The organism is Pseudovibrio sp. POLY-S9, from assembly GCF_001431305.1.
GTDB lineage: Bacteria > Pseudomonadota > Alphaproteobacteria > Rhizobiales > Stappiaceae > Pseudovibrio.
On the sequence record NZ_LCWX01000079.1, the window covers coordinates 15,806 to 35,789 of the forward strand.

Consider the following 19,984-nt stretch of genomic DNA (forward strand, 5'->3'; position numbering starts at 1 on the left):
TGGGGGGGAACCTATGAAAACCCGAGCTACCACCACAGGCACCGTTACGGAAAAACTCCGCACTGCTGCCACTGAGGGGCTTTACAGTCCAGCCAAAGAGCACGATGCCTGTGGCGTCGGCTTTATAGCTAACCTCAAAGGCGCACAATCTCACCACGTGGTACAAAGCGGCCTTCAGATCGTTGAAAACCTGACACACCGCGGCGCAGTTGGCGCTGACCCATTGATGGGCGACGGTGCAGGTATGCTGACCCAGGTCCCACACGAGTTTTTCAAAGAAGAATGCTCGAAGATCGGATTCGATCTTCCAGAAGCTAGCGAATACGGTGTTGCTTTCTTCTTCCTTCCACAAGATAAAAAACTCCGCGAGCAGTGCGAAAGCATCGTTGCGGAATGTGTTTCTGATGAAGGTCTTGAAGTATTAGGCTGGCGTGATGTTCCGGTCGACAATTCTTCTTTGTCGAAAGCACCGGATATTGCAGCGACAGAACCTGTTTCCCGTCAGTTGTTTGTAACTCTACCAAACAATACTGATGGCGATATTCTGGAGCGCCGCCTCTTTATCCTGCGCAAAGTGATCTCCAACGTAGTGCGCGAGAAATCTGAGGGCGTAGAAAAAGGCTTCTACGTCGTTTCCTTCTCCAGCCGCACCATCGTCTACAAAGGCATGTTCCTCGCGTACCAGCTTGGCGCTTACTATGACGATCTGCGTGATGAGCGCTTCATCTCTGCGTTGGCGTTGGTTCACCAGCGCTTCTCAACCAACACCTTCCCATCGTGGGATCTGGCTCACCCATACCGCATGGTTGCGCACAACGGTGAAATCAACACCTTGCGCGGCAACGTAAACTGGATGGCAGCCCGTCAGGCATCTGTGTCCTCTCCTGCATTTGGTGACGACATCAATAAACTATGGCCTATCTCTTACGAAGGTCAGTCTGACACAGCATGCTTCGATAACGCCTTGGAATTCCTCACCACTGGCGGCTATTCCCTTGCGCATGCAGCTATGATGCTGATCCCGGAAGCGTGGGCCGGCAACCCGCTGATGGACGAAAACCGTCGCTCTTTCTACCAATACCATGCCTCTATCATGGAACCATGGGACGGACCTGCAGCGGTAGCCTTCACAGATGGTCGTCAGATTGGCGCAACGCTTGATCGTAATGGTCTGCGCCCTGCCCGTTACATCGTCACTGATGATGACTTCGTGGTTATGTCTTCTGAAGTTGGTGTTCTCGACATTCCAGAAGAGAAGATCATTCAGAAATGGCGTCTCCAGCCGGGTAAAATGCTTCTGATCGATTTGGAAGAAGGTCGTATTGTTTCTGACGAAGAAATCAAGCGCCAACTCTCCACGGCGAACCCTTATAAAGACTGGCTGCATCGCACGCAGATGGTTCTTGAAGACCTTCCATCCGTGCGCGAACGCGCGCCGGTTGCAGGTGAAACCCTTCTCGACCGCCAGCAAGCCTTTGGTTACACGCAAGAAGACATCAAGCTTCTCATGCAGCCAATGGCAACTGTTGGTCAGGAAGCACTGGGGTCTATGGGTACTGACACACCTGTGTCCGTCCTCTCAGACAAATCCAAGCTTCTGTACACCTACTTCAAGCAGAACTTTGCGCAGGTAACCAACCCACCGATCGATCCGATCCGTGAAGAATTGGTGATGAGCCTCGTGTCCTTCATTGGACCACGTCCGAACCTGTTTGATCTGAAAGGTCTTTCTACCTCCAAACGTCTGGAAGTACGTCAGCCGATCCTCACCAATGCTGATCTGGAAAAGATCCGCGCTATTGGTGACATTGAAGACAATCAGTTCCAAACCAAAACCCTCGACATCACCTACTCTGCTGAGAAGGGGACCGAGGGCATGGCAGATGCTCTGGAGCGCTTGTGTGCTCGCGCTGAAAAAGCTGTTCATGGTGGTTACAACATCATCATCCTGTCTGACCGCGTAATCTCACGTGCCCGCATTGCAATTCCTGCACTATTGGCGACAGCTGCTGTCCATAACTACCTGATCCGCAAAGGTCTTCGTACCTCAGTGGGTCTTGTGGTTGAAACGGGTGAAGCACGCGAAGTTCATCACTTCTGCGTTCTGGCCGGTTATGGTGCAGAGGCAATCAACCCCTATCTCGCATTCGAAACAATCCGTTCAATGCACTCTGAAGGGTCTTTCCCTGAGGAAGTGGATGAGCATGAAGTTGTCTCTCGCTACATCAAAGCCATTAACAAAGGCATGCTCAAAGTCATGTCCAAGATGGGCATCTCCACCTATCAGTCTTACTGCGGTGCGCAGATCTTTGATGCGGTTGGCCTGAATTCAGAATTTGTAGAAAAATTCTTCTTCGGTACAGCAACAACCATCGAAGGCATCGGCCTAAAAGAAGTTGCTGAAGAGACTGTTGTTCGTCACCACGATGCATTTGAGGATATTCCTGTTCTGCGTCGCTCGCTGGACGTTGGTGGTGAGTATGCATACCGGACCCGTGGCGAAAACCACATGTGGACCCCGGACAGCATCGCCACTCTTCAACATGCGGTACGCAACAACCTGCCTGAAAAGTATCTGGAATTCGCCAAGGAAGTGAACGAAGCCTCTGGCCGTTACACAATCCGTGGCATGTTCCGCATCAAATCAGCAGAAGAGCTGGGACGCCGTCCAGTCAACATCGATGAAGTTGAGTCCGCAGAAGACATCGTCAAGCGCTTCTCAACGGGTGCAATGTCTTTCGGCTCAATCTCTCGCGAAGCTCATACATCGCTTGCGATTGCTATGAACAAGATTGGCGGTAAATCCAATACTGGTGAAGGTGGCGAAGAAGCCGAACGCTTCAACCCACTGCCGGACGGATCTCCAAACCCAATGCGTTCTGCGATCAAGCAGGTTGCATCAGGTCGCTTTGGTGTAACAACCGAATATCTGGTCAACTCTGATATGATCCAGATTAAGGTCGCTCAGGGTGCAAAGCCGGGTGAAGGCGGACAGCTGCCAGGCCATAAAGTGGATGCAGTGATCGCAAAGACACGTCACTCCACACAGGGCGTAGGCTTGATTTCACCTCCTCCGCACCACGACATCTACTCAATCGAAGATCTGGCGCAGCTGATCTACGATCTGAAGAACGTGAATCCAGAGGCAGATATCTCAGTCAAGCTGGTGTCTGAAGTTGGTGTTGGAACTGTTGCAGCAGGTGTTGCCAAAGCGCGCGCAGACCACATCACGGTCTCTGGCTTTGACGGTGGCACAGGCGCATCTCCGCTCACCTCTTTGAAACACGCTGGTTCTCCATGGGAGATGGGCCTTGCTGAAACACAGCAAACGCTCGTTCTCAATGGCCTGCGTTCCCGTATCGCTTTGCAGGTTGATGGTGGTCTTCGTACAGGCCGTGACGTACTTGTTGGTGCTCTTCTGGGTGCAGATGAGTATGGCTTCTCAACTGCTCCGCTGATCGCAGCTGGTTGCTTGATGATGCGTAAGTGTCACCTCAACACCTGCCCGGTTGGTATTGCGACCCAGGACCCGGTTCTACGGAAGCGCTTTAAAGGCACTCCGGAACACGTCATCAACTATTTCTTCTATGTAGCCGAAGAGCTTCGCGGATTGATGGCAGAACTCGGCGTCAGGAAACTGGACGAAATCATCGGTCGCTCCGATATGCTCGACAAAGAAACTGCAATCAATCACTGGAAATCTGAAGGCCTTGATTTCTCAAGGATCTTCTATCGTCCAGATGCGACCCAGGAACAAAGCCGCTGGTCACAGCTTCAAGAACATCCAATCAACGAAGTTCTGGATCGTGAACTCATTCGCAACGCGATGCCAGCACTGGAAAGCAAAGAAAAAGTTGAGTTCCCGGCAAAGATCAAGTCAGTTGATCGTTCCGTTGGCGCAATGCTTTCTGGTCAGATTGCTAAACGCTACGGTGCAAAAGGCCTCAAAGACGATACCATTCATATCTCTATGACAGGTACGGCTGGTCAGGCGTTTGGTGCCTTTGTTGCCAAGGGCGTGACGATCGATCTTGAAGGCGATGCAAACGACTATGTAGGCAAAGGCCTCTCAGGTGGCCGCATTATCGTACGCCCACCAGAAAACACCCGCATCGTGCCGGAAAACTCTATCATTGTTGGGAATACCGTTCTTTACGGAGCAACCAGCGGTGAAGTGTACTTCCGCGGTGTTGGCGGCGAGCGTTTCGCAGTTCGTAACTCTGGAGCAACTGCGGTTGTTGAAGGTGTTGGCGATCACGGATGTGAATACATGACCGGCGGTGTTGTTGTTGTAATCGGTCAGACTGGCCGTAACTTCGCAGCAGGCATGTCCGGTGGTGTTGCTTACGTATTGGACGAAGATGGTACTTTTGGTTCCCGTTGTAACCTTGCAATGGTAGACATTCAGCCCGTGCAAGAAGAAGACGACCTGCTCGAAAAGCTGCATCACCATGGCGGCGACATCGAGTACAAAGGACGTGTGGATCTGTCAGCTGACATGACACGCCACGACGACGAACGTCTGCGTCTCATTCTTGAAAACCACGTGAAGTATACTGGTTCCACCAAAGCTCAGAATATTCTGAATGACTGGGAGAACTGGCGTCCGAAGTTTGTGAAAGTTATGCCGGTTGAATACCGTCGCGCGCTTCAGGAAATGAAAGCTGCGCGTCTGGGCCTCGCGGCTGCGGAATAAGAGGGGAAGACATGGGTAAGGTAACTGGCTTTTTGGAGATCGACCGGCAGGAGCAAAACTACCAGCCGGCATCAGATCGCATCCGCCATTTTCGCGAATTCACTGTCCCGCTCTCGCAGCCGGAAGTGGAGCGTCAGGCAGCTCGTTGTATGGATTGTGGCATTCCGTTTTGCCACGGTCCTGCCGGTTGTCCAGTAAACAACCAGATCCCTGATTGGAATGATCTGGTTTTCGCTGGCGACTGGGAAGAAGCATCACGCAATCTGCATTCAACCAACAACTTCCCTGAATTCACGGGCCGTATTTGTCCTGCTCCATGCGAGGAAGCATGTACGTTGAATCTGGAAGACATTCCGGTCGCAATTAAAACTGTCGAACAAGCAATCGCTGATCGCGCCTTTAAGGAAGGTTGGATCAAGCCCGAACCAGCAGCTACCAAGACAGGTAAAACTGTTGCAGTTATTGGGTCTGGTCCTGCAGGTATGGCAGCTGCTCAGCAGTTAGCGCGCTCTGGTCACACAGTTCATGTTTACGAACGCGAACCAAGTGCTGGTGGTTTGATGCGATATGGTATTCCTGACTTTAAGATGGAAAAACACTATATCGACCGCCGCGTAGCACAGCTGGAAGGAGAAGGCGTAACCTTCCACTACGGTTGTGAAATCGGCAAAGACGTAGAGTTTGAAGAGATCCACACACGTCACGATGCAACACTGCTTTGCACTGGTGCAGAACGCCCGCGCGATCCAGGCATTCCAGGCATGGATCTCAAAGGTGCGATGTATGCGATGCCATTCCTCGTACAGCAGAACCGCCGTGTTGGTGGTGAAGATGTATCGGGCGAAGAGCCATACTGGGCTGGCGGCAAACACATTGTTGTTGTTGGCGGTGGTGACACCGCATCTGACTGCGTTGGGACATCCTTCCGTCAAGGCGCTCTGTCTGTAACCCAGATGGACATCCGTCCAATGCCACCACTGAAGGAAGATAAGAACCAGTTCTGGCCATACTGGCCAACGAAGTTCCGCACCTCAACCTCTCAGGCTGAAGGCGCAGAACGTGAGTTCTCCGCGGCAACGCTCGAAATCGTAGGTGATGAAGACGGTCACGTAACAGGCGTAAAATGTGCTCGTGTAGATGAAAAACGTGTTCCAATTGAAGGAACCGAGTTCATTCTCAAGGCAGACCTTGTTCTTGCAGCCATTGGCTTCTCAGGCCCGAACATGGAAACTTACGTCAAAGAAGCTGGTGACGATCTGGAGCTGGACCCACGCACCAACGTGAAAGCAAACACCGAAGACTACAAGACCTCCATCAAAAAGGTCTTTGCAGCTGGTGACGTGCGCAAAGGCCAGTCCCTTGTGGTCTGGGCTATCCGCGAAGGTCGTCAGGCCGCTCGTTCAATCGACGAGTTCCTGACAGGTTCCTCCAACCTGCCACGCTAAACACAGCGGACAATCAAACAACAAAGCCCCGGAAAGCCCCGCTTTCCGGGGCTTTGTTGTTGCTTCATTCTTTCTCACTCATACATTCTGAGTTGAACTTGCAAGCACTAAAAGCACCGCATGGCCTCCCATGCAGTGGTGAAACGAGAATTCCCGAAGGTCGGGATGAGCAAGGCAGCAGGCAACACCTGCGCTACTTGTTAGAAATGAGTCTTTGGCATTGGCTACGTGCCTTGCCCGGGCATTTTGATATGGACAACATCGCCTCTTATCCTGAAAGACACGATAGCCAGTTTCCTGGAAAGACAACAGCTTTGCTTTGGCAAGTTTCCCGGCCTAAACAGGTCCTCTATCCCTGACATTTATTGCTCTGACCAGCAAATGCCACTGCGTGATGCCCCTCAAGCTTGGGCCCTTCCTCTCAGACCATGCAGTCACGTCTGAAAATCGGTTCCATCGGACCTTTGAAAGATGCGTTACCTCTCTCAAAAGCCCCACCCAGCCCACGACACGCTGACGGACGGTCCGCCAGCTGCCCGTCACGTGGGCATGGGATTAGTATGGGGGCACATTTGCGTAAAGGGGATAAGTTTTATTTCAAATACCACTCACCATCGTTTGCCCGCTGGCATGCAAAGAACATCAAGCAGCTTTTACATTCTCCAGGAAGCTTGCCACTTCAGATCGTAAGTTCTCGGAGAGATGACCCAGCTTTCCAGCAGCCTGATGCAGGTCATTCGAAGCATCTTTTGTGCTCTGAAACCCACTATCCAAATCCAGCATGTCTGTCGCGACCTGCGACACATTCTGGTGCGCGCTATTCAGATCCCGAGAGATATCCTCAGTTGCCTGCTTCTGATCACCAACAGCTTCATTAATGCCAGTTGATAAGAAATTAATCTGCTCAATTGTCTCTCCGATTGAGCGGATCGCTGTCACAGCTTGCTCAGCGACCTTTTGCACCGACTCAACCTGTGTTGAAATCTCTTCGGTAGCTTTTGAGGTTTGGCCAGCAAGGTTTTTCACCTCACTTGCAACCACAGCAAAGCCACGCCCCGCTTCCCCTGCGCGTGCTGCCTCAATTGTTGCATTCAATGCCAACAAGTTAGTCTGGTCAGCGATCTGATCAATCAGCTCGATCACCTCACCAATAGCCTTCCCGCTTTCCACCAAACGCCCAACAATCTCATTGGTCTTGTGCGCATGCACGGCAGCATCCTGCGCAAAACGGGCAGCTTGTGTGGTGTTATCACCAATCATCCCCGAAGAACGCGACACACCTTCTGCCGCTTCAGCCAATGCTTTCACTGAAGTTTGTGTGGTTTGCGCGACATCACTGGAAGATGTCATGGCACTGTGAGCACCCTGCACGCTCGCATCCAGCTCTCTGGAGCGTGTCTCCACTGCCTGACTGATCTCCAGCAAATCATGCACGACATGACCAACTGAAGCCTCAAACTCCTGGGCAACACTGGCTAACGCCTGTTTGCGTGCATCTGCAAGTTCCAGCTCCTGCTGTATTTTTGCTTTTGCATCTGCTTCAGCCCTATCTTTCAGCACAACACGGAACTGAGCAATAGAACGAGCAATCGCCCCGATTTCATCTCCACGTTCTATGCATTTGATCTCAGTGTCCAATGCCCCTTCAGCCAGCGCATCCAGACCACGTTGCAACGCAGCCATGTTGTTTCGCATGCCCCGTGCAATGACGACAGCCACAACAAAGAACAGAGCCCCCACAGGTGCACAGACCATCACAATGTACATAAGATTATCGACAAGCAGCGACTCTAGCGCGCTTTGCCCATGATCAGACATAAGCTGCGACCTTAACGCCTCATCTCCCAGAGCAGACGTCAACGCATCGTATATTGTGACAAAGGAAAACAGCGTGCCGAGCGACATGATTGACATGGCCAGAAATACGACCAAGACAAACTTGCCTACCATCGACAGCTTAAAAACATGCGGTTGGGTAACCATCAATAGCCCCACTTCACCCATAAGTTTAATGTGAGTAATGTTACCCATGTATGTAAACAGAACACTACCATGAGGCTATGAATTGCATACATTTTCGAAAAAACAGCGATAAAATTTAATTTTCTGCAGACATTTCTGAATCTCAGCCAATATTCAAGGCATAACTGGCAAAGAATACTTCAAATATTAAAATCCGGTCCAACGCGTGTCGTCAGCACGACCAGAAACCTCTGGCAATGCTTCTCCAGAGACAGTCAGTTTGAACAGATCACTCCCCGCTGCAGCTTTCCCGCCTTTATCGTCAGGTCCGATAAGCTTGGTTTCGGGAGAAGTTAAGCGTCCAGTCAGAACAATAAAGTTCGGATCATCTTTCACACCTTCAAAAATGAAGGCCGTCGCACTACCAAATATGCGCGCGATTTCTCGCTCCACAAAGTAAGCAACTTTCCGGTATCCAGCCCAGGTAAAGTAGACCCCGTCCGTCGCCCTCAATCGGCGGCGCTTACCGGTAATATCTGGTCCATGAGGCGTATACTCTCCCTCCTCACTTTGGAAGGCAGCCCAAATATCAACGAAGATACCTCCAGCTGGTTCAACTTGCTCTTTGAACAAATCATTGAGATAGCTGAAGTTAGCACTCGTCAGATACTCTTCAGCCGGAGCAAGCCCCACCCAAATCAGAGGCAATTGCTCATTCCGGACGGCTGCAACCAAGGACGCTGTCCTGAAGCGGTATTCTTTCTTCCACTCTTCCCCTTGAAACTGCAGTTCTTCAGCGTAGTTGGCAAGCTGCCCATCAATAACGCCTTGTCCAACAACCTTGATATTCCGGTTATCGCGCGCGCCCAGAGAAACCACCACAAGACCTACGTCTTCACTCTTCAACACAGCTGTCACATCTTCCGGCCAGTCCGGCTTTTTATCTGCAACAAGGCCAGTTCGGGGATAGACAAGCTTCTTGACCTTAATCGAAGGCGTTTCAGCATACACGGCCTTCAAACCATCAGCTAATCCCATCGCCAGATTATCACCAATGACCAGAAGGACCTTAGCGTCCTTACTCTTTTCTTTTTCAACGATCTTGGGAGTATTCACTGCGGCAACGCCAGCACTACGTTTTTTGCGCGTTGTGCTTCTGCGTCGCTTCTTCCTGGTAGGATTCGCCTGCTCAATTCTTTTATTCCCCCCACCAAACAACCAGCCAAAGAATGACTTGTTGCCTTTTTTAGGGGCGCCTGTGCTGTTGGTTCGCACCTGAGCTGCAACCTCAACGGGAATAACAGAAACACTGACAAAGCAAAGGCTTATCAGTGCCACAAACGCAAAGGACAAAAAGGATCGTTGCATAATCGCGAGTCTCCAACAGGAACCAACCACCAGCATTGGTTTCCTGCCATTAGGAAACCCGATTATGTTCTACCTTGCAACCTATTAAGAAGCTTTATTGAATCGTGACCATCTGGAACCAGTCCCGACGCTTTTTGATAAGCCTGAATAGCCTGACGGGTCCTCTGACCAATCTTTCCATCTACAGCTCCAGGTTTATAACCCTTCTCGGAAAGCCCCTTCTGAAGCGCTTTTTTCTCGCTAAATGTCAGAGGGCGATCACCACGCGGCCATTCTACAGCAAAACCAGAAAGCCCCAACAATCGATCAGAAAGGTGCCCAACCCCAAGCGCATAAGCACTTGAGTTGTTATAGCGTTTGATCACGTAGAAGTTTTTGAGCAGCAGGAACGCAGGGCCCTTCGCTCCAGCAGGTGTATAAAGCCGCGCCATGTCAGCACCACGTGGGAACTTCGAGCCATTCGCCCGCTTCACACCAAGCTTGCCCCAACTCACAACAGACTGCTGCTTGCGTTGGTTGCTTAAGCGGTAATTGAAGTTCTTCGGTAGAGTAACCTCATAGCCCCAGGTCTGCCCTGACTGCCAACCCATCTTGTTGAGATAGGCTGCTGTTGAAGCCAACGCATCAGGAATGCTATTCCAGATATCTCTTTTTCCATCACCCGTAATATCGACCGCATAGGCCTGATAAGTCGTCGGGATGAACTGCGTATGCCCCATGGCACCCGCCCAGGACCCCCGCATTTGCGTAGGCGAAACATCACCATTTTGAAGAATTTTGAGAGCAGCAATAAGCTGCTTGCGTGCATACTTTCCGCGACGGCCACCATTGTAAGCCAGTGTTGCGAGAGCACGAGGCGTTGAACGAACAATCGATGTATTATCGAGAATACGCCCATATGAACTTTCCATGCCCCAGATCGCCAGCACGACATGACGGTTCACGCCATATTTGGCCTCGATCTTATCAAGCCAACCAGACCATTCATCCACCATGCGGCGCCCGTGGAGCACCCGATCCTCTGAAACGGCGCTATCCAGATACTGCCAGATAGCACGCGTAAACTCAGGTTGGTTCTCTGCACTCTTCTTAATTCGTGGATCAGGGGTCATCCCCTTGAAGACAAGATCATAGAGTTGAGCGTTAACGCCTTGAGCTACAGCAGTCCGCTTATAGCTTGCAATCCATTTTTGAAAATCACTCCCCTGAGCAAAGCCGTAGGAGTTACTGAAAAATAGAAACCCAGCGCACAGGACAGCTGGCAAAGAAGAAAATCGCATACTGCTTTCTCCAGTCACCCGAATGGGAGGTTGTTAGGCGCACTTTGCGCAGTCTTTTTGCTTAGCCCTCGGAGGCAATACTGCCATGACTGTCAACCATGGTAAAAAAAAGGCCGTTTTTAATCAAAACCCCTTTTTAAGCTTGTCAATTTTTACTAGATGCATCTCAAAAAATTAACGCGCTCCAAAACACTTCAAGAATTCAGCGTCTTATCCGAAGGCCAGCTTCAATGAGGCTGCTCGTATAGTTGCTATTTGGCGAGGAGCTCTCAAACGCACGGAACGTATAACGAGAAAGCAGTGCTGCATCCTTGGAGAAAGCCCACACCAAACCAAAGGATCCAGTTCCCTCCTGCTCAACAATATCCACCCCTTGATACGTCCTGTAAGTGTAGCCAAACTGGACATCACCAACCAGGTCCTGAGTAAACTGATGTGCATACCGAACATCACCCGCATAAAGAATTGAACCAGAAGCTCCACTGATATTGGTTCCGCTAAAGCTGGTTGCTCCACCAACGGTCACAGTATCCCGGCGTGTAGGAGACCAAACAAAAGCTCCATCGAAAATCAGTCCCTGCAAAGCATCAAGGCGATTGTCATCCAGATACTCAGCCCGATAACCAACCCCAAACTCCCCCCGAAGCTTAGGTCCACGATCAACACGAAGACCGGATTTTACAAAGTAACCACGCGATGTTCTATCGAAGCAGGATGGATCACCGCTACAATCTTGATCGTATTTTCGGACAAGAAACCCACCTTCTAAGTAAGGTTCAAATGCAGCCCCATTATCAAATGATGTACGCAGAGTGGCGTCATAAACAGTATTATCGCGAGGCTGCGAACTGCTCATTTGCCCACCGTAAATCGTACGGTCTACACCAATGCCGCCACGCAGCTGAACCAACGAAACTTGCCTGCTGAGTGAGAATCTACCTCCAATTTCCTGCACAGAATTGGTACGCCCGGTCGACGCCTCATTCTCAGCAGAAGACCGCTCCTCTCGCGAAAATGAATAAACACCATCAATACCGGCAGTTGTCAGGTCACCCAGATCGAGACGCACATTCCCACGACCGGTGACAACAGGCTGGTTATTGTCAGGTTCACTAAAGAAAGCGCGAAGGCTACCCCGAAGCTCCAACCCGAGTTCGTGCCGCTCCCAATTTGAAACCACACCAACTGCCGCATCAACTTCATAAAACCCATCCGGCGTACCGCCATTTGCCTGCTCAGCATTGTCGGTCCAGCCAAGGCCAGCATCAAACGACGGTGTCAGGCGTAACGATCCAAGCTGAATGCCAACAGGTCGGTCCTGAACAGTCTCTCCATCAAAAACACCCTCATCAGAATTCCCCCCTCCACCAACGGGTCGTGAAAGACGAGAAGCAGCTGCAACTCTCTCCGAAAACTTGGCTGCCCTACTCCTGCGACCAGTACCAGTGAGTTGCTGGCTAACAGTCGGGACGGGAGGCTGAGCTCCAGTGCGTGGTCGTCCTTCTTCAATCAATTGCTCAAAGGGCACTGCATCCGTTTCTGAGGGATTTTCAAAATCCGCACTCGGATCATTCTCAAAAGTGAGGCTATCCCTGAACTCCAGATCACTGGTTTGCGCGACTGCATAACACCACGGAAATGCGCCCAGCATCAAAACACAGGCCAGAATTGACCTGTTTTGAATGCTCTTCAAAACGTCTGGGCGCAACCACATAAAATATTCCAGCAATCCACCTTCAAATGAAGGAAATTCAACAAGCCCCACACTCGCCGAACATGGTTAACGTTTCCTTGCAAAGAGACACTCTACCCTTGATTGTTTTCTCAATTCAGATTTGGTAGAGGGGAAACCAAGTCTTGCCCCAGAGTGTTCACAATGCACTCTTATCTAGTGCAGGAATCTTGCTGCAAAAGCGTCATTGTGCTCCTGAGAGCAAAGCCAAGAAGTAGTGCCAAATGCATATGCCATCATTTCTAACGCATGAAGACCGTCCTCTGCGCCCGGCTGATGAGTGGATACACTCCGCTGCAAAGACGATTGAAACAGAGATTGCTGCGCTCAATGCGTTACAGGCAAGTCTTTCCAACGGCTTGGCAGAACCTTTCACAAAAGCGGTAGAGACAATCGCTCACTCAAAAGGCCGTGTAATCGTCTCTGGTATTGGCAAGAGCGGGATCATTGGTACCAAGCTAGCTGCAACGTTAGCGTCCACCGGCACGCCCGCTTTCTTCGTGCATGCAAGCGAAGCAAGCCACGGTGACCTTGGTATGATCACCGAAGATGATGTGGTTATTGCCCTCTCCTGGTCTGGCGAAACCCAAGAACTTGCAAGCCTGCTCGGCTTCACCCGCCGTTTTAAGGTGCCGTTGATCGCTATCACCCGCAATGCAGCTAGTGCACTTGGTCAAGCCTCAGATATCTGTCTGACATTGCCTAAAGTTCCAGAGGCTTGCCCTCATGGATTAGCTCCCACATCCAGCACTTTAATTCAGCTAGCTCTAGGAGATGCACTTGCAATTGCGCTCTTGGAAGCAAAAGGTTTTACAGCTCAAGACTTTAAAGTTTACCATCCTGGCGGCAAACTAGGTGCGAGCCTGATGCATGTGAAAGATGTCATGCACACAGGTGATCATCTACCAGTCGCCCAGAACGGTATGCTCATGAAAGAAGCGCTCGTTTTGATGACCCAAAAGGGATTTGGCGTTCTTGGCATTACCAATAATGATGGAGTACTCATTGGCGTCATCACGGATGGTGACTTACGCCGCCATATCAGCCCGAACTTTCTCGATATGAAAGTTGAGGACGTCATGACGCACAATCCAAAAACAATTGAAGAAACACTTCTGGCGCCATCAGCACTGGAAGTAATGAACTCACTCAAGATCAGCTCACTCTTCATTGTCAGTAATGATAAGCCAGTTGGAATCATACGCACACTTGATCTTCTGAAAATCGGCGCGGCCTGACCCGCACCTGAAACAAGCTCTTTAAATGCCCGAGATGTGTTCATCCTCGGGCATTTTGATTCTCATAGCCATCCATTTGGTTCACATCTTCCAACAGCACAACCCAATTTTTCCCATTTATTAGGATTTGGTTAGCCTTAATACCCCAAATTAACACTAGTTAAATTGCCTCATCAAAGGCGCACATTCGGGTAAGCTAAATGGATCTAGCCACGATAATCGGCGTTATCGCTGCTTGCGTAACTGTGCTGATAGCTATCTTTCTGGGTGGAAGCTTCAGCCAGTTCGTTGACCTTCCTTCCATCTTGATCGTGGTAGGTGGCGGCCTCGCAGCCACACTCGTCAGATTCCCACTAAATGGGTTGCTAAGTGCTTTTGGAATGGGAGCGAAACTCGCTTTCACCCATAAGAAGATCGAGCCTCGCGAACTTGTCGAGAATATCGCTCATCTTGCAGAAACTGCTCGCAAGGAAGGCCCTCTCGGTCTGGAGAATGTCGAGATTGAGGAACCTACCCTCGCCAAAGGCATGCAGTATGTGGCTGACGGTTACGACTACAATCTCATTCGCGACTCGATGGAAAAAGAGCGGGATCTCTACCTGACCCGTTTGAATGAAGGCGCCCGCGTATACCGTGCACTTGGCGACTCAGCTCCCGCCTTTGGAATGATCGGAACGCTTGTCGGCCTGGTACAGATGCTTGCGACTATGGATGATCCATCCACAATCGGTCCTTCCATGGCGATTGCGCTATTAACAACGCTGTACGGCTCACTCATCGCAAACGTAGTGTGTATCCCAGTCGCCGATAAACTGGATTCCAAATTTGAGCAGGAAGAGCTAAATCAAACCCTTGTCATCGACGGCGTTTTGCAGATTCGTGAAAGCAAAAGCCCATCGTTGATCCGTGAAATGTTGCTGGCTTATATCCCAGAAAAAGGCCGCAGCGACATGATTGAAGCGGCGGCTTAGTCCTTCGGGCAAGGGAGAGACACAATGGCAGGTAGAAAAAAATCAGCTCCCGCAGGCGCACCCGCATGGATGCTGACGTTTGCAGACTTGATGTCTCTGCTCGTGTGTTTCTTCGTTTTGATTATTTCGTTCTCGGTCCAAGACAAGCAAAAACTTCAGGTTGTTGCGGGCTCGATCAAAGACGCATTCGGCATCAAACAGGTGACCAAACGCGCTGGTGTTCTTGAAATCGAAGGTGTGCCACTACGCGATTTCATGAAAGACATCACCTACGAGAAGCAAATTACAGACGCTGATTTTGCAACTGAGAGCCATCCAGAAAAGCGTAAACAAGGCCCGGAAGCAAACACCCACACCACCAAGAAGGCAGATATCGAGAAGCCGAGGCAGTTTGCAACCGCAGTCGTTTCGCTCCGGCAGGCATTTCAGGAAATGCCTGAGATCACAGAGATCTCCAACAACATCATTCTTGAAGAAACAGATGAAGGCCTTAACATCCTGATCGTGGATCAGGAAGGCCGTTCAATGTATCCGGAAGGGTCAAAGTACCCTTATGAGATAACAAGGCAGCTCCTCGCTAAAATGGCACCTGTTCTGGCAAAAATGCCAAACCGTGTCCGCATTACCGGACACACGACGACAGGACAGCTCATCACCGCTCCAAGTGAAACTGGCTGGGAACTCTCAGCAGATCGCGCAAACACAGCACGACAGATTCTTTCTGAGTATGGTCTGCCCTCGAACAATATTCATTCTGTAGTGGGAAAAGCTGATTCTGAACCTCTCTTCCCGAATGACCCATATCTTGCAGCAAACCGCCGCATCTCAATTCTGCTGATGGCAGAAGAACCGCCGCTGCCACCAGATTTCAATCCATACCAATAGGCCTAGGCCTCTTCGCCTTCTGAAGCCGCTTCCACAATGAGAGTTGTGCCGTCTTGGCCGACGACTTTCACATGGGCACCTGCTGGTAAATCCGGGCCATTTACACGCCAAATAGAGTCACCAATCTCAAGCGTGCCTTTGCCATGAGCGAGTGCCTGCTTCAACACAAACACACGTCCTTGATATCGGCTCCCTCTTTTATTGAGATGCGGATCACCTTCTTTGTCATCATCTTTAACAGTCAAACGACGACCAATAAGGAGGAAGCTGACGGACAAGACACCCCACAGCACAAGCTGCCAGCGCCAGTCCATATCAAAATATGCAACCAGAGCGCCAACAACGAGAGCCGCTGCCCCAAACCAGATCAGGAATGAGCCAGGAACAACCAGCTCAAGCCCAATAAGAACAAGCCCGGAGGCAAACCAAACCCAAGGTTCAATACTGTTTTGGAACAGCTCAATCAGCATATCGATCAGCCCTCTGAACTACCGGTATTTGGAATACGGCTGGAACGACGGTGTTCGTTGTCCCTCAGTACTTCTTTGCTTATTTCAGCAATACCGGCAAGGCTTCCGATCATCCCAGTTGCTTCCATAGGCAGAATGAGAGTTTTCTGGTTTGGAGACTTCGCAAGTTCACCGAACGCTTCAACATATTTGTTAGCAACAAAGTAGTTGATCGCACCCATATCACCTTTGGCAATCGCCTCAGAAACCATCATGGTAGCCTTAGCTTCAGCTTGTGCCAGACGCTCACGCGCTTCAGCATCGCGCATAGCAGCTTGCTGGCGGCCTTCCGCTTCCAGAATGAGTGACTGCTTCACACCCTCTGCCTTAGCAATCTCAGCCTGCCGGGCACCCTCAGCTTCCAGGATCGAAGCACGCTTCTCACGCTCAGCTTTCATCTGACGACCCATCGCATTAACCAGATCGTTCGGAGGATTGATGTCCTTGATCTCAATACGAGTGATCTTCACGCCCCATGGCTCACAAGCCGCATCAACGACACGCAACAATCGAGCATTGATTTCATCACGATTGGAAAGCAGTTCGTCCAGATCCATGGACCCCATAACACTACGAATGTTGGTCATGGTCAGATTCAGAATCGCATTCTGCAGGCCCAGAACTTCATAAGCTGCCTGAGAAGCGCTCAACACCTGATAGAAAGTCACACCATCAGCAGTAATCGTTGCATTGTCTTTGGTGATCACTTCCTGCGCTGGAACATCAAGCACTTGCTCCATCATATTCAACTTATGACCAATCTGGTCAATAAACGGGATGATGATGTTCAGACCCGGATGCAGTGTCTTCCGGTATTTTCCAAAGCGTTCAACTGTGTAGTTGTAGCCTTGAGGAACCATCTTCGCGCCAGCAAATACAACAAAAATGATCACAGCCACTAAAATGAGGACAGTAATCGAACTACCTGTCAAAATATCCATATCTATTAATCCTTTGGAGGAATTTGCCTTAACTATCGTAGCTTTGTCCCATTAAAACCAGAGAAAACTGCACGAATAAATGCCAAAGAGCACCGCTTCCTAAAAGAAACGAGTGCTCTTCTTTACATAGTAAATTAAAACTTAACTTCTAGATCCAACCCTGAAGCTCACGGCGAACCACATTCTCCAGCACAGCCATACCTTCAGGAGCATCATTGAGACATGGAATATGCGTAAACTGCTCCCCTCCATGCTCTTCAAAAATCTCGGCGGCTTCACCAGCGATTTCTTCCAGAGTTTCAAGGCAGTCAGCTACAAAGCCCGGATTCAAAACAGCTATCCGTTTCACACCATCTTTCGCCAGCTTCTCAACTGTCTTGTCCGTGTAAGGCTGTAACCACTCTTCTGGACCAAAGCGAGATTGGAAAGTGATCTGCAGCTTCGTCTCATCCCACCCAAGCTTCTCACGCAACAAGCGAGTCGTTTTCTGGCAGTGGCAGTGGTATGGATCACCCTTATCAAAGTAGCTCTGCGGAATGCCGTGGAAAGACGCAAGAACCATCTCTGGTTCTTCATCCAGCTCACTGAGCTTGTTCTTGATCGAAGCAGCAAGCGAGTCGATGTAAGTATCGTCATCATGATAAGGCGGCACAATACGAATGGTCGGCTGCCAGCGCATCTTCAAAAGTGTACGAAAGACCTCATCGTTTACGGTCGCCGTCGTCGAAGCTGAGTATTGCGGGTAAAGCGGAAAGACGAGAATACGGTCGCAACCCTTTTCCTTCAGCGCATCAAGACGGCTCGCAATGGATGGATTGCCATAACGCATAGCCCAATCGACAACAACATTGTCACCCAGACCCGAAAGCATCTCAGAAAGCTTGTCAGATTGGCTCCGTGTAATGGTGCGTAACGGACTTTCATCCAGCTCGTTGTTCCAGATCTCTTTGTAGGCCTCACCGGACTTTTGCGGGCGCTTGCTCAAGACAATTCCATGCAAAATGGGCAACCAGAGAAAACGCGACCACTCAATGACGCGGCGATCTGAGAGAAACTCTGCCAGATAACGACGCATGGACCAGTAATCTGTCCCGTCTGGTGTCCCAAGATTTACAAGAAGCACACCCACTTTCCCAAAGGAGACCGGAGGGTGGTTTTCTTGCTTTGTTGCGTTACCGCTTGTGCTCTGGTTCATGAGACCCCTATGCGCATCAGATCCAATCCAATTGCTAAATAGAGTTTCCCAATGCCCGCGCCAAGGTCAAACCCTGTGATTTTCTGATTATTACCGTGAAACTACCCAAAATAGAAAAATGCCAGCCCACAAACGCAAACTGGCATTCTCAAAATCGATCAAACCAAGAGCTGCTATGCAGTCACTTCACGCTCATCAGAAATCACTTTACCATCGTTTGGCAAGGTATTGGGGGCAACCAGTTCCACATCACCATTGAGGCCAGTGTGCTCTTTCAGAGATTTCTTCAAAGCCGCAATGAAATCATCACTTGCAGCTTCAGTCTCGACCTTCAGGATCATATGGTCCTGCTCACCCTGGCGCACGACTGAGAGACGCGCACGCCCGGCCTCATCACCAGCGTTTTTGCGCAGACGCTCAATCTGTGCCGGGTCAACAAACATGCCCTTCACTTTGGTACGTTGATCTGCACGTCCCATCCACCCTTTCAGGCGCATATTCGTACGACCGCACGGCGAAATGCCCGGTAGCACTGCAGACAAATCTCCCGTTGCAAAACGAATAAGCGGATAGGTTGGCGAGAATGTCGTCACGACCAACTCACCAACTTCACCCGGAGCAACAGGCTCTCCCGTTCCAGGACGAACAATTTCAATAATGAAATCTTCGTTGGCAATCAGACCTTCCATGGCTTCACTTTCATAAGCCACGATGCCTAGATCAGCCGTCGCATAGGCTTGCAGAACCTTCACGCCGCGACTTGCGTATTCCTCACGCAAGCTCGGATAAAGCGCCCCACCAGAAACAAGACCATGCTTAATGGAGCTTACATCCGCCCCCAATTCGACAGCACGGTCCAGAATAACCTTCAGATAGTCCGGAGTACCGGCATAAGCCGTCGGGCGCAGGCTCGAGATCGCAGAAACCTGCATGTCCGTATTACCAATACCAGCCGGGAAGACCACACAGCCATATGCACGTGCGCCCTGATCCAGAATGAACCCACCCGGTGTCATGTGATAGGACAGCGCATTGTGAACGATATCTCCCGGACGAATTCCAGTCGCATGGAACGCACGCGCTGATTTCCATGGATCAGCTTCGGATCCCTGCGGTTCCCAGATTGGTCCCGGAGACATAAAGATGCGTTTGTATGTAGAAAAGTCACCAGCAGCGAACCCACCAAGTGGGGGCTCTTCAGCCTGAGCCGCAAGAAGGTCCGCCTTACGGAGAACAGGGAGCTTAGCCAAAGCTTCACGGCTCGTGACTTCAACTGGGTCAACATCTGCCAGATGCTTTGCCCAACCAGACGCCTCGTTCTTTGCCATGGCAATCTGCCCCGGCAACCGAGCCATCAGATAAGCTTCTCGTTCCTCTGGGGACCGGATCTCCAACTCATCAAAATATTGGTTTCCCATAGAAGCCCTCCCATGGCCTCAAACATCTTCCCAGCAGGAGACCAAAGCCTCCCGCAAATTTATTGGACAGGTACTCTAGTTAAATCCGACAGGATCAACGCGGCCCTGACAATCAGATTGCACTGGCTTCGCGGCCAACAGTAACTCACTCATCGGGGTATCTGGCTCAACCCTGCCCTTCAGATTGATAAAGAGCTCGGTAATTAAACCACCTTTGCAACGCACCTGAACGCGGTTCCCTGCACCAGCGCCAAAGGTTTCATCAAACGCCGCACGAACCTGCGCTGTCGTGAGCACCTCACCGATGTTGGCAGCAAACAGATCACGGACAGCTGAACCGTTCA

The 19,984-nt window shown here is 50.6% G+C and carries 13 protein-coding genes and 1 pseudogene; 5 read left to right on the top strand and 9 right to left on the bottom strand.

Annotated features, from left to right (window positions below):
* Nucleotides 1–13 precede the first annotated feature (13 nt).
* Both gltB and PPL9_RS05925 read left to right on the top strand, forming a co-directional pair.
* Nucleotides 14–4,696 carry a glutamate synthase large subunit gene (gene gltB / locus PPL9_RS05920; RefSeq protein WP_057461823.1) on the top strand — a complete coding sequence of 1,561 codons (4,683 nt, stop codon included), beginning with the start codon at nucleotides 14–16 and terminating at the stop codon, nucleotides 4,694–4,696.
* A gap of 11 nt (nucleotides 4,697–4,707) precedes the next feature.
* On the top strand, nucleotides 4,708–6,141 hold the full coding sequence (locus tag PPL9_RS05925) for a glutamate synthase subunit beta (protein WP_057461824.1): 1,434 nt from the start codon (nucleotides 4,708–4,710) through the stop codon (nucleotides 6,139–6,141).
* Nucleotides 6,142–6,783: 642 nt separating this feature from the next.
* Here the strand turns inward: PPL9_RS05925 and PPL9_RS05930 are convergent.
* The 4 genes from PPL9_RS05930 to PPL9_RS05945 all read right to left on the bottom strand — a co-directional run bounded on the left by PPL9_RS05930 (nucleotide 6,784) and on the right by PPL9_RS05945 (nucleotide 12,465).
* On the bottom strand, nucleotides 6,784–8,124 hold the full coding sequence (locus PPL9_RS05930; protein WP_208989203.1) for a methyl-accepting chemotaxis protein: 1,341 nt from the start codon (nucleotides 8,122–8,124) through the stop codon (nucleotides 6,784–6,786).
* A 186-nt stretch (nucleotides 8,125–8,310) separates the two neighbouring features.
* A complete protein-coding gene (locus tag PPL9_RS05935; protein WP_208989204.1) occupies nucleotides 8,311–9,471 on the bottom strand; it encodes a DUF459 domain-containing protein in 1,161 nt (386 codons plus the stop codon).
* Between the two features lie 62 nt (nucleotides 9,472–9,533).
* A complete protein-coding gene (locus PPL9_RS05940) occupies nucleotides 9,534–10,751 on the bottom strand; it encodes a lytic murein transglycosylase (RefSeq protein WP_057461827.1) in 1,218 nt (405 codons plus the stop codon).
* 202 nt (nucleotides 10,752–10,953) lie between these two features.
* Nucleotides 10,954–12,465, bottom strand: coding sequence for an outer membrane beta-barrel protein (locus PPL9_RS05945; protein ID WP_208989205.1), 1,512 nt, complete (start codon nucleotides 12,463–12,465; stop codon nucleotides 10,954–10,956).
* A gap of 242 nt (nucleotides 12,466–12,707) precedes the next feature.
* On the opposite strand from PPL9_RS05945, the gene PPL9_RS05950 reads away from it, so the two are divergent.
* The 3 genes from PPL9_RS05950 (at nucleotide 12,708) to PPL9_RS05960 (ending at nucleotide 15,577) form a co-directional block, all read left to right on the top strand.
* Nucleotides 12,708–13,721 (top strand): KpsF/GutQ family sugar-phosphate isomerase, encoded by a 1,014-nt coding sequence (locus tag PPL9_RS05950; RefSeq protein ID WP_057461829.1) that lies wholly within the window; start codon nucleotides 12,708–12,710, stop codon nucleotides 13,719–13,721.
* A 200-nt stretch (nucleotides 13,722–13,921) separates the two neighbouring features.
* Nucleotides 13,922–14,692, top strand: coding sequence for a MotA/TolQ/ExbB proton channel family protein (locus PPL9_RS05955; RefSeq protein WP_008551696.1), 771 nt, complete (start codon nucleotides 13,922–13,924; stop codon nucleotides 14,690–14,692).
* A gap of 24 nt (nucleotides 14,693–14,716) precedes the next feature.
* Entirely contained in the window at nucleotides 14,717–15,577 is an 861-nt protein-coding gene (locus PPL9_RS05960) for a flagellar motor protein MotB (protein ID WP_057461830.1), read from the top strand.
* Nucleotides 15,578–15,579: 2 nt separating this feature from the next.
* Here PPL9_RS05960 and PPL9_RS05965 read toward each other — a convergent pair whose 3' ends face one another.
* From PPL9_RS05965 to PPL9_RS05985, 5 genes and pseudogenes are all read right to left on the bottom strand, one after another.
* Nucleotides 15,580–16,047 carry an NfeD family protein gene (locus PPL9_RS05965; RefSeq protein WP_057461831.1) on the bottom strand — a complete coding sequence of 156 codons (468 nt, stop codon included), beginning with the start codon at nucleotides 16,045–16,047 and terminating at the stop codon, nucleotides 15,580–15,582.
* Between the two features lie 5 nt (nucleotides 16,048–16,052).
* Nucleotides 16,053–17,027 (bottom strand): SPFH domain-containing protein, encoded by a 975-nt coding sequence (locus tag PPL9_RS05970; protein ID WP_057461832.1) that lies wholly within the window; start codon nucleotides 17,025–17,027, stop codon nucleotides 16,053–16,055.
* 148 nt (nucleotides 17,028–17,175) lie between these two features.
* A complete protein-coding gene (gene hemH / locus PPL9_RS05975) occupies nucleotides 17,176–18,222 on the bottom strand; it encodes a ferrochelatase (RefSeq protein WP_057461833.1) in 1,047 nt (348 codons plus the stop codon).
* 173 nt (nucleotides 18,223–18,395) lie between these two features.
* Nucleotides 18,396–19,640: an AMP-binding protein gene (locus PPL9_RS05980; RefSeq protein ID WP_057461834.1), complete on the bottom strand. Its 1,245-nt coding sequence runs from the start codon at nucleotides 19,638–19,640 to the stop codon at nucleotides 18,396–18,398.
* Between the two features lie 75 nt (nucleotides 19,641–19,715).
* Nucleotides 19,716–19,984, bottom strand: a pseudogene (locus PPL9_RS05985) (ribonuclease T); the annotation flags it as partial.